The sequence below is a fragment of the Mucilaginibacter sp. SJ genome, from assembly GCF_028993635.1.
In the GTDB taxonomy this organism is placed as follows: domain Bacteria; phylum Bacteroidota; class Bacteroidia; order Sphingobacteriales; family Sphingobacteriaceae; genus Mucilaginibacter.
Window position 1 is genome coordinate 6,397,912 of record NZ_CP118631.1, and the last position, 14,276, is coordinate 6,412,187.

The 14,276-nt window shown below is 42.5% G+C and carries 13 protein-coding genes; 5 read left to right on the plus strand and 8 right to left on the minus strand.

Annotation, left to right across the window (positions count from 1 at the left end):
• Positions 1-17 precede the first annotated feature (17 nt).
• Positions 18-980, plus strand: coding sequence for a 23S rRNA (adenine(1618)-N(6))-methyltransferase RlmF (gene rlmF / locus MusilaSJ_RS26160; protein ID WP_274987701.1), 963 nt, complete (start codon positions 18-20; stop codon positions 978-980).
• A gap of 205 nt (positions 981-1,185) precedes the next feature.
• Here the strand turns inward: rlmF and MusilaSJ_RS26165 are convergent, their stop codons facing one another.
• Entirely contained in the window at positions 1,186-2,334 is a 1,149-nt protein-coding gene (locus tag MusilaSJ_RS26165; protein ID WP_274987702.1) for an acyltransferase family protein, read from the minus strand.
• Positions 2,335-2,548: 214 nt separating this feature from the next.
• Between MusilaSJ_RS26165 and MusilaSJ_RS26170 the strand changes: the two genes are divergently transcribed.
• The 4 genes from MusilaSJ_RS26170 to MusilaSJ_RS26185 all read left to right on the plus strand — a co-directional run bounded on the left by MusilaSJ_RS26170 (position 2,549) and on the right by MusilaSJ_RS26185 (position 5,362).
• The gene (locus tag MusilaSJ_RS26170) at positions 2,549-3,226 is read left to right on the plus strand and encodes a pseudouridine synthase (RefSeq protein ID WP_274987703.1); all 678 of its coding nucleotides are present in this window, start codon (positions 2,549-2,551) and stop codon (positions 3,224-3,226) included.
• Between the two features lie 54 nt (positions 3,227-3,280).
• Complete coding sequence (locus tag MusilaSJ_RS26175) at positions 3,281-3,556, plus strand: hypothetical protein (RefSeq protein ID WP_274987704.1); 276 nt, start codon at positions 3,281-3,283, stop codon at positions 3,554-3,556.
• A 233-nt stretch (positions 3,557-3,789) separates the two neighbouring features.
• Entirely contained in the window at positions 3,790-5,091 is a 1,302-nt protein-coding gene (locus tag MusilaSJ_RS26180) for a DEAD/DEAH box helicase (protein WP_274987705.1), read from the plus strand.
• A gap of 22 nt (positions 5,092-5,113) precedes the next feature.
• A complete protein-coding gene (locus MusilaSJ_RS26185; RefSeq protein WP_274987706.1) occupies positions 5,114-5,362 on the plus strand; it encodes a DUF1456 family protein in 249 nt (82 codons plus the stop codon).
• A 109-nt stretch (positions 5,363-5,471) separates the two neighbouring features.
• Here MusilaSJ_RS26185 and MusilaSJ_RS26190 read toward each other — a convergent pair whose 3' ends face one another.
• The 7 genes from MusilaSJ_RS26190 to MusilaSJ_RS26220 all read right to left on the minus strand — a co-directional run bounded on the left by MusilaSJ_RS26190 (position 5,472) and on the right by MusilaSJ_RS26220 (position 14,270).
• Entirely contained in the window at positions 5,472-6,029 is a 558-nt protein-coding gene (locus tag MusilaSJ_RS26190) for a CAP domain-containing protein (RefSeq protein ID WP_274987707.1), read from the minus strand.
• A gap of 109 nt (positions 6,030-6,138) precedes the next feature.
• Positions 6,139-6,939, minus strand: a complete 801-nt coding sequence (locus MusilaSJ_RS26195) for a hypothetical protein (protein ID WP_274987708.1) — start codon at positions 6,937-6,939, stop codon at positions 6,139-6,141.
• Between the two features lie 243 nt (positions 6,940-7,182).
• The gene (locus tag MusilaSJ_RS26200) at positions 7,183-8,118 is read right to left on the minus strand and encodes a phosphatase PAP2 family protein (protein WP_091162121.1); all 936 of its coding nucleotides are present in this window, start codon (positions 8,116-8,118) and stop codon (positions 7,183-7,185) included.
• Positions 8,119-8,120: 2 nt separating this feature from the next.
• Positions 8,121-8,744 (minus strand): sterol desaturase family protein, encoded by a 624-nt coding sequence (locus MusilaSJ_RS26205; protein ID WP_274987709.1) that lies wholly within the window; start codon positions 8,742-8,744, stop codon positions 8,121-8,123.
• Between the two features lie 260 nt (positions 8,745-9,004).
• The gene (locus tag MusilaSJ_RS26210; RefSeq protein ID WP_274987710.1) at positions 9,005-9,745 is read right to left on the minus strand and encodes a CDP-alcohol phosphatidyltransferase family protein; all 741 of its coding nucleotides are present in this window, start codon (positions 9,743-9,745) and stop codon (positions 9,005-9,007) included.
• Between the two features lie 29 nt (positions 9,746-9,774).
• A complete protein-coding gene (locus MusilaSJ_RS26215) occupies positions 9,775-12,339 on the minus strand; it encodes a DUF5686 family protein (RefSeq protein WP_274987711.1) in 2,565 nt (854 codons plus the stop codon).
• A gap of 608 nt (positions 12,340-12,947) precedes the next feature.
• Positions 12,948-14,270 carry an inositol-3-phosphate synthase gene (locus MusilaSJ_RS26220; RefSeq protein WP_090526349.1) on the minus strand — a complete coding sequence of 441 codons (1,323 nt, stop codon included), beginning with the start codon at positions 14,268-14,270 and terminating at the stop codon, positions 12,948-12,950.
• Positions 14,271-14,276 lie beyond the last annotated feature (6 nt).

The window sequence follows — 14,276 nt, forward strand, 5'->3', positions numbered from 1 at the left end:
CTAAATACACTATTCCATTGTCAGCATCAAAACTCAATCAGCCTGAGGCTAAAACCAATATGCACCCGCGTAATAAACACCGCGGGGGGTATGATTTTAAAGCATTGATCAAAGCCACGCCTGCCCTAAGGCCATTTGTGCGTACCAATGAATATGATAATTTTACCATTAATTTTGCCGATCCGGAAGCAGTAAAAACGCTTAATAAGGCATTGCTGCAACATCATTATGGTATAAACTACTGGGACATTCCCGAAGGTTTTTTATGTCCGCCTATACCTGGCCGTGCCGATTATATCCATTATGCGGCCGATCTGCTTGCTTCTGTTAATAACGGTGTTGTACGTAAAGGCAGAAAAGTACGAGTGCTTGATATTGGGGTAGGTGCTAACCTGGTTTACCCAATAGTGGGATTTAAGGAGTACGGCTGGAACTTTGTTGGCACAGAACTCGACCTGGAGGCTATGGCATCGGCACAAAGTATTGTTGAGCAAAATAGCCAGTTAAAGGTTGCCGTTGAATTGAGGCAGCAAAGCAAAAAGGCCGATATCTTTAAAGGGATCATTAAACCCGGCGAGCGATTTGATCTTACCCTCTGCAACCCGCCGTTCCATGCTTCAGCCAAAGAGGCTGCTGCCGGCTCAGCCCGTAAATGGGATAACCTGGGTTTAAGAAAAGATAAACAACCAATACTAAATTTTGGTGGTCAAAATACCGAGCTTTGGTATCCCGGTGGCGAGGCGGCATTCCTGAAACTGATGGCGGCACAGAGCAAGCCGTTTGAAAAACAGGTGTTATGGTTCACAACGCTGGTATCCAAAAAGGAAAATCTCAGGATCTTATATAATGCCCTTCAAAAAGAAGGCGTAAAAGATGTGCAAACCATCAATATGTCGCAAGGCCAAAAGGTAAGCCGCATTATGGCCTGGACTTACTTAACGCCCGAGGAGCAGCAGGCCTGGGGGAAAGCCGACCGTTGATTTGTTGGTGATTACGTTGATTTCGCTGATGTCTGAACCGGGATTTGAGGGGGATTTTCAGGATTGAGCGGATTTTACCTTAATATCGAATTTTTTTAATTGAAGGATTTGCCGGATGCCATAAAATCCTATAATCCTTCAATCTGTTTAATCCCGGTTCAGAAAAAAATCAACGGAATCAGCGAAATCATATCTCATCAATGGTCTACACTCTCAAAAATGTCTTCTTGGTATATAAATAATACAAAAACGCCCATTTTACCATTACGAAGCAAATAGCCATTACTACGATATTGTAAGGATCGCCTACTAACTGGCCTATCCATCCGAAAATGCCTTCGGTGGTATAACTCCATTTAATAAAGTGGCCCGAAATATAAATCAGGATGGAGTTCATGCCTATCACCCTGAAATAAAATGCCCATTTCTGATAGCCTTTTACATCAATGATATAATAAAATAAAGCCATCAGCAATAGGCTTAAGCCGCCTACGTGCAGTACAAACGAGCTTGTCCACAGGTTTTTGTTGATCGGGAAATCGAGGTTCCAGATCTGGGCGAGGAGCAGGAAGATGACACCCACTACAGCCATGGTAGTTACCTTGCGCGTTTGCGTAACGCCACCTTTTTTAAGCAATAAGCCGGTAAGGATGCCCAATATGCCGGTGCTGATGGCCGGGATGGTTGAAAAAAGCCCCTCAGGATCGTGGATGCCTAAATACAACCGGCCCGGTAGTATGCTGCGGTCAACGTATGAGGCAAAATTGCCTTTCATGGTCAGGTCGCCCATAGGGAAGCCCGGTGCGGAGGTAAACTTAAGCAGCAGCCAATAGCCGATGATGAAAAAGCCAAACCAAAACATTTGCCAGCGCTCGGTACTGTACAGGTAAATGATGTTGGCAAACATATAGGCAATACCGATACGGCCCAATACGCTGGGGAACCGGATCTCTGAAACAGGCATAATTTTTAACCCGTTGTTTACCACAAGGCCGAGCAACACTAAAATAAATGCCCTTTTTATAACGCGCAGCAATAATTGCTGGCGTGTTTTGCCTTTTTCCAGTTCGCGCCCCACAGAAAATGGAGTTGATACGCCTGCCATAAACAGGAACAAAGGGAAGATAAGATCATAGAGGTGAAAACCATTCCAGTCGGGATGGGTAAACTGGTTGGCTATAGCGCCCCAGAAAGTTGAGCCGGTGGCTTTGGCCATGCCGTGGAAGATCTCTTCGCCGCCCATGATCCAAAACATATCAAATCCCCGGAGGGCATCCAATGAAAATAAACGGGTACGGGCCGCGTTAATGTCGTCGGCCTGTTTAGCACTTGCCTGATCTGCTGTGGTAGCCATTAGTTTAATTGTATTTTTAGGTGTGAACTAAAGATAGGAAAAGCAATACTATTTAAAATTATTTTTTTACATCAATGACTTTTAAAAGCTGTTTAAAAAGATTTTGTGGGAATTTATGTAGCGACGCATCACATGCGTCTCTGCGTTTGGGAAAAAAATTTCAGAAATAAATCCAAAACGCTGTCGTAAATTCGCAGCCTTTGTAATTATGCCAATGTTAGAGATCATATACCGCGATGAGCACCTGATTGCTATCAACAAGCCTCATGGCTTGCTGGTTCACCGATCGCCCATAGCAGCTGATGCTTCAGAGTTTGCCCTGCAATTGCTTCGGGATCAAATTGGCATGAAAGTTAACCCTGTTCACCGTATCGATCGTAAAACCGGGGGGATCCTGCTTTTTGCTTTTAATAAAGAAGTAGAGATCGCTATGCAAAAAGCATTTATGGAAAACCAGGTGAGTAAGAAATATCTGGCCATAGTAAGGGGCCATACACCTGATGCGGAAGATATAGATTATCCGCTGCGCAAAGAGAACGGCACTTTGCAGGATGCGTTTACCAGTTACACAACCCTGAAAAGGACAGAACTTCATATCGCCTTTGGTAAACATCCAACTTCAAGGTATTCATTGGTGGAGGCTGTACCCACAACCGGGCGTATGCACCAATTACGCAAGCACCTGAGCCATGTTTTTCACCCCATTATAGGCGACCGCACGCACGGCTGTAATAAACAGAATAAGCTTTTTTTAGAGCAGTGGGAAATGACAACCATGCTGCTGCATGCATCGCAGTTAACTTTTAAGCACCCCATAACCGGCGAAGAAATAACGATCAAAGCTGTACCTCAACCCGAATTTACCCGGGTTATGGAGATCATGGGCTGGTAAGCCTGCCTTCAGGTAATTATTTAAACAAAACAGGCTTAATATTGTAATTGATACATGGAAAAGTCGGTGATTTACGATCTGGATACCGAAGATGGTATACGCCGGATCAGCATTGAAGCGGTACACCAGCTTATACCTGGTACACATGTTTATACAACCGGTGTGTTCAGTTTAAGTGAGGGGGAAACAGATCTTGGAGATATTGTTTTTGACGATCATATGCACGAATGGGAATATACCTGTATGGGAAATTTAACTCATCGGGAAGCTAAAAAGGTTGCAAGGTTTATCAAACATAATTTTAAAACGGAGGTAGCCGGTAGGAAATAGGGAAACTAAAGTGAAAAAATCCCCTCTTGAGAGGGATGCTAAGGAAAGAGCGGTGGCTGGGACGTGTTTCTGCGGTAAGCTTATCAAAGCAGAAACACACCTCTCCACCCTCCCGAGAGAGGAATCCCACAATCACCGCTTTTTAGTCCGTTAAGTTAATAGTTAAGCCGACGCACATAATCGGTCCTCCCGGAGATTTTTACCGTATCTTTGCGCCTCAACAAAAACAAACCATGATTGATCAGGCATTGAGTAACCTCGGCATAACTGCCCTTAACCCCATGCAGCTTGCCGCGCTTAGTGCCGCTAAAAAAGGTGATGTAATCCTTTTATCTCCTACAGGTTCGGGGAAAACGCTTGGTTTTTTATTGCCTTTGCTTAACCTGCTTGATGCCGGTGTTGCTACGGTACAGGTGATGATCCTGGTGCCCTCGCGTGAGCTTGCTTTACAAATTGAACAGGTTTGGAAATCTATGGGTACAGGTTTCAAGATCAATTGCTGTTATGGCGGCCATGCCGTAAAAATTGAACGCAATAATCTTTCGCACCCACCTGCAGTTTTGGTTGGTACGCCGGGGAGGATTGCCTTTCACCTGCGTGAAGAAAATTTTAGTACCGATACTGTACGTACGCTCATTCTCGATGAGTTTGATAAAGCGCTTGAGTTCGGTTTCCAGGAGGATATGGCTTATATCATCAGGCAGTTGCCCCTTGTTAAAAAGCGGATATTGACTTCGGCGACTAAGATGGATGAGATTCCTGTTTTTACGGGAATTGTTAAACCTATCGAAGTGAACTTTTTAAGTAATGTTACCTCGGCGCCGGATATTAAACAGAAAGCGGTGATATCCGAAGCTGCCGATAAACTGGACGCTTTGTTTGCCCTGATCTGTAAAATTGGTAATAAAGCAACCCTTGTGTTTTGTAATCACCGTGAAGCGGTTGACAGGATCAGCGAGTTACTTTGGTACAAGGGGTTGGAGCATGATGTTTTTCACGGCGGTATGGAACAGGACGACCGGGAGCGTGCCTTGCTAAAATTCAGGAACGGAAGTCACCGGTTACTGATCACTACGGATTTGGCTTCGCGTGGGCTGGATATCCCTGAAATAGAATATGTGGTACATTACCAACTACCGCATAACGAGGAGGCTTTTTTACACCGTAACGGCCGCACAGCACGTATGAATGCTAAAGGCACATCATACCTGATGTTAACGCCTGATGAAAAGCTGCCTTATTTAAAGCAGTTGCCTGAGATAGAACAACTGCCCGAAAAGCTTATATTTCCACCGGCATCGCCATGGGTTACCTTGTATATAGCCGCCGGCAAAAAAGATAAGGTTAACAAGGTGGATATAGTAGGCCTGCTGCTTAAAAAAGGCGGGCTGGCAAAGGACGACCTTGGCCTGATAGAAGTGCTCGACTACTCATCGTACGCCGCCATCAAGCGCGATAAAATAGAAACTGTAGTAAAGCAGGTAAAGGCCGAAAAAATTAAAGGCAAAAAGGTGAAGATGGAAATTTCGAGGTAATTTTGTTAAAAAGAAGAATATTATGAGTAATAACGATATCATGAAAAAGTTGCGGGTGGCAATGAAATTTACCGATGATGATATCATCAAGGTTTTAGAGCTTGCCAACTTCAGGATTACCAAAGCCGAAATAGGCGCCATATTCCGCGCTGATGACCATCCTAACTTTAAACCCTGCGGCGATCAGATCCTGCGTAATTTCCTGAATGGCCTCATTATCTACAAACGCGGCCCAAGGGAGCCGAAACCGAAAGCGGAGGCAGGGAAGTAAGGTTGTTGGAGACAACTCCAACAACGGCAAGAATGAGTAGATTGGTTGGATTTCACAGACAAAATCCTGACTTCCGAAAAATCCTATGAAATCCCGGTTCAGACAAAAATCAGTGCCCTTCCACAGGCTTTTCCTGTATTAACCTGTATCTCCCTGATTTAATCAACTTTTGTTGCTGAGCCGAAAATGATGTCCTGCCGCCAAAATCCTGCACCCAGTATGTTTTGTACTCGGCTACGCCAACTTCTTTAAAATCAGGATTCATGAGGTTGCGGCAGTGGCCCTCGCTTTTAAACCAGCCGGCCATCACTTCTGCAATGCTTAGCTGGCCCTGAGCGATGTTTTCGCCTATGGCAAAACTTTTGAACCCTTTAAATTTATAACCGGCGTATACTATGCGGTCTTCCATACTGCGGCCGTCTTTACTGTCGTGACTAAAATAGCTTTTGCGGGCCATGTCCTTAGCGTGACCTATGGCTGCATCTTCCAAATCATTATTCCAGGTAAGGGGAGGGGCCGGCGGAAAATATTTGCTGCCGCAATTGCAGCCTTTCTGGCGCGTAGCATTAATGCTGTTTAAAAACTCGGTCCTGAATTGTTTACTGCTTTGGCTATAGGCATTCGCAAACCAAAACAACACAGCAAATAGTAGTATCAATTTTTTCATCTTAGTGCTTTGACACTTTTAAACGCCCGTGGTTTAAATTATTGTTTCGGCCTTCTGATAGCTGAACGCCAGCGACCGGTTTTCTTTCGCCTGTAAATGATAATGATGGCTACAACGACGAGAACAAGAGTGGTGCCGATGAGAACGACAATGACGTTATGTGCCTGGCGTACCTTAGCATTGGCCTGCGCCTGGAGTTTTTGGTAAATACTTTTTTTTTGGCTATCGCCGAGTCCTGCTTTTTAATCTTGATGGAATCGGCAGCAGCTACCTTGGCAATGCTGTCAACTGTAACCTGATTGAGGCTATCGTCTAAAAACTCATGGCGTTTAATGGCAACGGCAGCTTTATCATAATCGTTCATTTTCCGGTACAATTCGGCATAGCCTACCTGCACTATCGACTCTTTTTTAGGATCGTGGGTTTTGAGCGATAATGTTAAAGCATCGTTCAGGTCCTTCATACTTAGTTTATAGTCTTTGATGTCGCTTTTAATGGCTGCAAGCTCAATGAGCGAGTTGATAATATTAAGGGTATCCTTTCTTTGCCTTGATATGGTGTTCGATTGCAAAATGAACCATTTGGCCTGGCTGAATTTACGCTGCGAACGGTAAATCTTTGCAAGCGCGTTAAAGCTTGTACGCAAGCCTAAAGTATCGTTATAAGTGGAATAGCTATGCAGGGCGAGCATAGTGTAATTAAGCGCCTCGGTTTGGAAATAGTATTTCATTCGCCGGGTTGATACGGTATCATATCCTAAATAATGGGCAGCTATTTGGGTATAAATAGGGCCTTTTAACGAGTCGCTGGTAACCTGTAACTTTTGCTTAAGACTATCAAGCTCACTTGCGTGTGCGGATAATTTAAGCGTGGCCGTCAGAATAAAAAGTAAGGTAATAAGTCTCTTCATATAACAGATTACTCGAAAATACAATAATCTGCTTATAATTAGACAAATAGCGTGCCTGTTTAAGTCACCGTCATAGGTGTTTGTGAAAGTCGCTTGGCTTTTTGTTTGTTTTTGAATTGTATGGGCTGTTTTTCAGGAGGATAGCCTTGAAAATATTAGTTAACAATTGTTTGCGCGTTTTCCACAGCATCAACTTTAATGCACAGGATTGTATACAAAAAAAGATTGGTGCTATGCGATTGCTTAAGAGATCACCCGTTCGTATTTATTCAGAGCTGATCGTAAACCTGCAAATTGCTTTAATAGTACATTGTATAAGGTAATACCTAATGCCGCACAAGTGATACCGGCTAACACGTCAAGCACATAATGGTGGCTTGCATATACAGCCGTAAACCAGATGCCAACGGTTACCACTGCAAAAAAGATATTAGCAAGTCCCAGTTTGTTTTTTAAGCCGTAGTAAAGCACTATAACCGGGTATGACGAATGCAGCGAGGGCATGGCTGCAAACACGTTTGACCCCTTTGTATAAATCCCTTTAAAAACCCCGGCATGAAAATAGGCGTCAAACCTGGCCAGCCCGGCGGTATTGCCCATAGTTAATGGAATAAAATGAAATCCGTGATATTGGACGAACCAGGGTGGTGCGGCAGGGTAGGCGTAGTAAACTATAAAGCCCAGGATATTCACCAAAACAAACGTTAACGAAAAATTGAGGAACTGTTTTTTGTTTTTGAAGAACAGGTAAGCGGCAAAGCCCAGCGGCACAGGGATCCAGCACAAATAAAACAAGCCCGATAATACATCAATAAAAGTGTTGCTATTGGCCAGCCAGTATTCGTTAGGTGTAAGCAGTTTGCCATTAAAATGAATGCCGAACAGGTGTTTCTCCGCATTATAAAGCTCGGCAATATGTACCGGGTTGTAGTTATAATTGGGGAAGGCTTTCATGTAATCAAAAACAATCCAGTACACTATGAAAATAGTGAAGCCCAATATAAACTTGCGGGTTATTGCCGATGCATAGAATAATACGTTGAAAATAACTACCAGCGTAAGCTCATCCGGTTTATAACCAATAAGGAAAGTTGAAAACGCCAGGTAAGCAATGGAAAGCAGCGAAACAATAATTATCGACCGGATATTTACTGTTACGCCTGTATTGGCATTGGTCATTGCTATTTTTTTAAGAAATCTGAACGGAAAATTTTGTCCCAGAAAGGTGAACTCACACCATAGCCCTTTTCAGGATCCTGGTAGTGGTGCAGCATATGGTGTTGTTTTATTTTTTTGAACAGGCCGCTTTTAAAGTTAAAATGGTGCATGGCATAGTGCGATATGTCATAAAACAGGTAGCCTAAAATAAAGCCCGGAAAAAATCCCCAGATATAGTTTACAGGCAATAACCATTTAAACAAAAAGAAAAAGCCTGTAGCCAGCGGAATACTTAATGAAGGAGGCAACACCAAACGTTTGGCATCGCTCGGATAATCATGATGTACACCATGCATGATAAAATGCAGGCGTTGCGCCCATTCCAGCTTTTCGCTTGGCTGATAGTGAAATACAAAACGGTGCATGATGTATTCGGTGATGGTCCAGATGAAGAGCCCGAAAATAAACAGGCCGAGATAGGTTAAGATATCTAACCCTAAATCAAAGAATTTATAGCTGCAATATCCAATAACAGGCACAAAAATGTACAGGGGCACGGTATAATGTACCTTTGATAAGCCTTCTAAAAAGTCGCTCTTAAACATTCGCACAGATTCCTGCGAGTTGGATAAATATTTCTTTTTCATTGTTATAATCAGGGTTTAAAATGTTTTACGATCTCTCTGCCTGTTTATGGTGTTAAAATTGTTCAGAATGGCTGGCTTTAAACCAACAAAAGGCAATTTTAGCAAAGATATTGCTAAGTGTAAATGCCTTTATTTTATTGTTGCGAAGATATGATATTTGTTGCTAAGTCTTAAGCCTAAAGTTCTAAGTCTAAAGTTCGCAGCCTTAAGAGAAGTAATTCAACGTCCTCACTTAAGACTTTTGACTTAGAACTACAAACTTACTTACCTTCTTCCTCTTCCAGTTTAATTAATGCTTTTTTAGCCTCTCTTAACCTGTTAAAAGCGGTGATATTGGTTAAAACAGCAAGTATTACCAGTGGGATTGTAAATATCGATATGGTTTCAAATACATGAAATTTGATGCCGGGAATAAATAATTTATAGTTACCGCCAATATACTGGGCTATAATACCCGAAAGTGCCGCACATAGGCCGATAGTTACTACACGCTCAGGCCTTTGCATTAAACCACCTTTAATTTCAACACCTAAACCTTCGGCACGGGCACGTACATAGCTAACCATCATTGAGCCTATCAGCGCTATAAAGGCAGCTATCGAGCTCAGGAAGTAGTGATGCGCCACCAGGTAATAGCAAATTCCCAGGAACATGATCAATTCGCTGTAGCGGTCAAGTACAGAATCGTACAAAGCACCAAAGGTTGATTTCATGTTGCCTAAGCGGGCTACCTGGCCGTCAAGCATATCAAATAAGCCTGCAAAAAGGATGAGGCCGCCGGCCCAGCCTACGTAGCTCAGGTCGCCGCGGTTACCTTCTTCGGCACCTAAAATAAATATGCCTGCAACGCCTACGTTGAGTACAAAACCTATAGTAGTCACGGCGTTGGGCGTTAAGCCTATTTTTATAAGGATCTTCACAAACGGATCAATAACCTTATAAATGCCTAATTGCAGGCTGGTTCTGAAAGATCTCCTGAGTGTTGTTGTTTGCTGTTCCATTTTTATCTCTGCTTATTTAGGTGCAATGATTAGAAGTCGAATTTAACCCTTGTGCGCAGGCCCCATTGGGCAACATTTGGATGGTCAAGGTAGTTAAAGCGCCTCACAAAATCTATGCGTATAAATTTAAATATATTTTCAATACCAACGCTACCCTCAACATAAGGCGTTTTGCCCAATGTATAAGTAATTGGTACACCATCGGTGCCAACGGGTAGTTGATATAATGACGGATGTATCGAAGGATTGTTTTGATCAGACAGGCCGCCGTATAATACTTTTAACGATGCGGTTTCGCGCCATTTCAGTTTCTTTAACAATGGTATTTTATTAAAGAAAAAACCGCTGAAGTGCTGATCTATCCTGAAGCTGGCATATTTATCACTCACAAACTCCAAAAAGTTCATTAAGTTGTATGAGTCGATGTCATATGCATAGGTTTGGTTAGCCCTGTGTATGGTTAACAAAGGGTACGGTATCGAACCGAAGATTTTACCCGCCGAAACATTGATATCCGCGTAACCTAACTGCGAAAAGTAAAAGCGCTTATCGGCACGGAAATCAAGTTTTTGATAGTTGTATTCACCGGCAAATAACCCTTTAATGCCTTGTGCGTAGTCAAGTTCAAAAGCAGGGTATTTGTTAGGGATCGGGATGCGATAGATCTTGCCCTGGTAAAACTGCTCATGAGGTGCCCAGCGGATGCTTCCGGTAAGCTCGGTAGTGGTTAAGTGATGAACCGAGTTTGGCAGATCATTAATGGTATTATCAAAATATAATGACCCTGCCGGTTCCTGGGTCCATTTTTTGAAGCCTGCTGCAAACGAAAGATGGCTTTCCAGTTCGTGTAAATAATCAAACCTGTAAAAATCGTTATAAAGGAACTTATCGTTCACACCACGCTTAAACGATAACAGGAAGTTATCCTCCTGCACAAACTGCAGGCTTGCGCCCGGGATTTTGGTATCACGCTGAAAACTTGCCCTGATATAGTTTTGAGGGAAACGATATATGGATTTATTATTAAGGGAATAGGTCGCACTTAAAAAGTACTTCCAGCGCTCGTCTTTAAAGCCATAAGCCGCGTAAGTTTCAAAATAATAACGCTTGCTTAATTCGGGCGTGGTACGACCGCCTACACGTAACCGGAAACCTTCAACCGGGTTAAAGCTGTAAAACGTGTTGGCAGGGCCTAACTCAAATTTACCAAAGCCTTTGTAGCCTGCAAGCAGGAGGGTTGCTATATCAACCGTACGTTTAAACGAAGGCATGTTACGCAGGCTGTCGATGTTTTTATAAACTTTTGATTCGGCAAGCGTTAAGGTATCAGGCCTGTTTTCCTGCCAGAATGATTCTGGTCGATGTTTCACTTCATCGCTTAATTCAGCATATTGCGATCCCTGGTAAGTTGTATCCGGCCGGGGTTTGTTAACCACGTAATTGCTGTAGGTTATGGCCCGGATACCAAATAAACCACTCTTTGCATCTTTTTTGGATGCGCCAAAATCTGCAATGGTAGTGCTTTTGCTCAGGTGATAGCGGCCATCGGGGTTTTGTTGAAACTCCAGGTTAACAGTCATCGACCTGATAAAGTTGATGTTGATATGTTTATTGATGGTCAGGTCGCACTTTTGTACAGCGTAGTTACCATCAAGCGTAATGTAGATACTTCCCTCAAAAAGTACGTCGTTTGTATTGCGGGGGGTAAAGTCAAGCTTAACCAGTTTGTTGTTATGTGCGTCAACAACAGTATCGGTAATAAAGTATTTATAATAATTTGGCGAGTTATCAGATATCGGGCTAAGAAACTGGCTGGTTATTAAAAATACGTTGTTGGTATAAATATCAACCTTGTTGTATAAGTGCTTGAAATATTGGGTAAGGCCTTCATTATCAATGCCGGCACCGTAGTTAACACTTTTCTGACCGGTTATATCTTCCCTCGTTTTTTCGGGGTTTTTACGGTAATAAACCTGCTGTAGCTTTTCATCAAGATAAATAGGCAACAATGATTTGCCTGGTACCAATGAGCTATCGCGGTTATCTAAAATGAACTTATACTTACGGAAAAATTTCCTGTCCGAAAACTGGGCGGATACATTGCTTAACGCAAACATCATTTTATCATACTCCTTGTATTCAACATAGTTGTATGCTTCGGGACGGTTCTTTTCTTTATTTTCGATAACCTTACGGATCAGCTCAACGGCGGGGTTATCTTTATTACGGTATTTAGGTTTTTTGCCCGATTTTACCACAACTTCGTTAAGCTGCTGCGAAGCCGGGAACATTTTTACATTTATAACCTGCTCTTTACCGGGAACAACAGCCAAAAAAGCGTCTTTATAACCTAAAAATGAAATTTTGATTTGTTTGTATTGCTGATTGTTTGTGGCCAGGCGATATTTGCCATTAACATCTGTAGTGGTACCGGTAGTGCTGCCCGTAAAAGAAATACTAACAGAAGGCAGGGTTTGTTTGTTACCTGCATCGGTAACGGTACCCGTTATTACCGTTTGCTGCGCATATAATGCCGAAGCAGAAAAGAACAGTATTAAGAAAAATAAGCTTTTATAAAATTTTTTACAATCCATGTACTTTGTGCAATTGTGCAAATACAAACTTCTTTTTTCGGCTCAATACTGTTATTATTGGATAAAGAGGTGTGTATTAATTATTCAAATTTCTTTGGCAGGTTTATTACTCCTGCACCTGTATGTTTTTTGTTATTCCGCCTCTGAATCTCCCCGTCTTACCCCGTTTTGTACACTCCCGGCAGATGGTTATTACGGAGTTTACAATTAACAGGCCAAAGGTAAAAAAAATCAGAACAGACTAATGTGGTCAAAAAGTCAAATATTGTTTACGACTATTTATGTTATCACACTACCTTAGTTATAATAATCCAAACAACGGCTTTTGAGCAGTTATTAGTATGCTCATTACTTTCCGGTTTACAATATTGATGATTAAATAATTTGTTGATAATCAGATGAAATCAAGGATTTTTTATTGCCAGCCAAAGGGCTGCGAGGCTATACAAATAACAATATTTAACAATTTATACTTAGCGTTAATAAGACTGTGCTGATAAAATAATGTTACCCGCCCCCGAATTTTTTTACCTCACAAAAACAAAACAGCCGTAAAGCAGGGTTTAGTTGCTTACGGCTGTTTTGACGGTATTTAGTAACGTTAACGATTATTCGGTCGCGAACATATCGTCATAATAATCCAAACCGAGGTGGGTGATCAGGTCTTCGCCCATCAGGTAACGAAGGGTATTCTCCAATTTGATCAGTTGTTTAAAGATGTCATTTTCTGCATGTAAACCCGGTGCAGTTTGAGGCGATTTCAGGTAGAATGATAACCACTCCTGGATCCCGCTCATGCCGGCACGTTTAGCCAGATCGCAGAAGATAGCCAAATCCAGCGCGATAGGGGCGGCAAGGATCGAGTCGCGGCAAAGGAAGTTGATCTTGATCTGCATTTTGTAGCCTAACCAGCCAAAAATATCGATGTTATCCCAGCTCTCTTTGTTATCGCCATGCGGAGGGTAGTAGTTAATACGGATCTTGTGGTAAATGTTACCGTAAAGCTCCTGGTTATCTTCCGGTTTGAAGATATCTTCCAATACACCCAGTTTTGACACTTCTTTAGTTTTGAAGTTATCCGGATCGTCAAGGACCCAGCCATCGCGGTTACCTAAAATATTGGTCGAGAACCAGCCGTGTACACCTAATGAACGTGCAGCTAACCCCGGGGCCAACACAGTTTTCATTAAAGTTTGACCTGTTTTGAAATCTTTACCTGCAATCGGGGTTTTAGTTAATTTAGCCAGTTCGATCAAGGCAGGGATATCAACTGTTAAGTTAGGGGCGCCGTTAGCGAAAGGAACACCTAATTTTAAAGCCGCGTAAGCATAGATCATACTTGGAGCGATCAGCTTATCATCGTTTTTCAAACCTTCTTCAAAAGCAGCTAATGACTGGTGTACAGCAGATGCTTCATAATAGATCTCGGTTGAACCGCACCATACCAAAACAACCCTGTCAAGACCATTAGCCTCTTTAAAGTTTTTGATATCCTCCATTACCTGCTCGGCAAGCTCAAGCCTGGTTCCGGTTTTAACGTGGGTGCCATCAAGGTTTTTAGCGTAGTTTTTATCAAACGCGGCTTTCATTGGCTTTATAGCTTCCAATTCGGCTTTAACCGAATGTAAAAGTCCTGCTTCCAGTACCTGTGCGTTTGAGGCAGCTTCAAATACGTTATCCTCATAAACATCCCAGCCGCCAAATACGATGTCGTTTAAATCGGCTAAAGGAACAAATTCTTTAATTTTCGGGTTACGGTTTTCGGTTCTTTTTCCTAAACGTATGTGCCCCATTTGAGTAAGGGAGCCAATTGGCTGCGAGATGCCTTTTTTTACGGCCTCTACGCCGGCAATTAAGGTAGTTGCTACAGCGCCTAACCCGGGGATCAGGATGCCAAGCTTGCCTTTAGCAGGTGTAATGTTGATTTTCATTTATGT

Excerpts from the sequence above, each read along its gene's own strand:
- MusilaSJ_RS26165 (WP_274987702.1), bottom strand. The coding sequence starts at position 2,334 with ATGGCTACCACAGCAGATCAGGCAAGTGCTAAACAGGCCGACGACATT.
- MusilaSJ_RS26170 (WP_274987703.1), top strand. The coding sequence starts at position 2,549 with ATGTTAGAGATCATATACCGCGATGAGCACCTGATTGCTATCAACAAG.
- MusilaSJ_RS26175 (WP_274987704.1), top strand. The coding sequence starts at position 3,281 with ATGGAAAAGTCGGTGATTTACGATCTGGATACCGAAGATGGTATACGC.
- MusilaSJ_RS26180 (WP_274987705.1), top strand. The coding sequence starts at position 3,790 with ATGATTGATCAGGCATTGAGTAACCTCGGCATAACTGCCCTTAACCCC.
- MusilaSJ_RS26185 (WP_274987706.1), top strand. The coding sequence starts at position 5,114 with ATGAGTAATAACGATATCATGAAAAAGTTGCGGGTGGCAATGAAATTT.
- MusilaSJ_RS26190 (WP_274987707.1), bottom strand. The coding sequence starts at position 6,029 with ATGAAAAAATTGATACTACTATTTGCTGTGTTGTTTTGGTTTGCGAAT.
- MusilaSJ_RS26195 (WP_274987708.1), bottom strand. The coding sequence starts at position 6,939 with ATGAAGAGACTTATTACCTTACTTTTTATTCTGACGGCCACGCTTAAA.
- MusilaSJ_RS26200 (WP_091162121.1), bottom strand. The coding sequence starts at position 8,118 with ATGACCAATGCCAATACAGGCGTAACAGTAAATATCCGGTCGATAATT.
- MusilaSJ_RS26205 (WP_274987709.1), bottom strand. The coding sequence starts at position 8,744 with ATGAAAAAGAAATATTTATCCAACTCGCAGGAATCTGTGCGAATGTTT.
- MusilaSJ_RS26210 (WP_274987710.1), bottom strand. The coding sequence starts at position 9,745 with ATGGAACAGCAAACAACAACACTCAGGAGATCTTTCAGAACCAGCCTG.
- MusilaSJ_RS26215 (WP_274987711.1), bottom strand. The coding sequence starts at position 12,339 with ATGGATTGTAAAAAATTTTATAAAAGCTTATTTTTCTTAATACTGTTC.
- MusilaSJ_RS26220 (WP_090526349.1), bottom strand. The coding sequence starts at position 14,270 with ATGAAAATCAACATTACACCTGCTAAAGGCAAGCTTGGCATCCTGATC.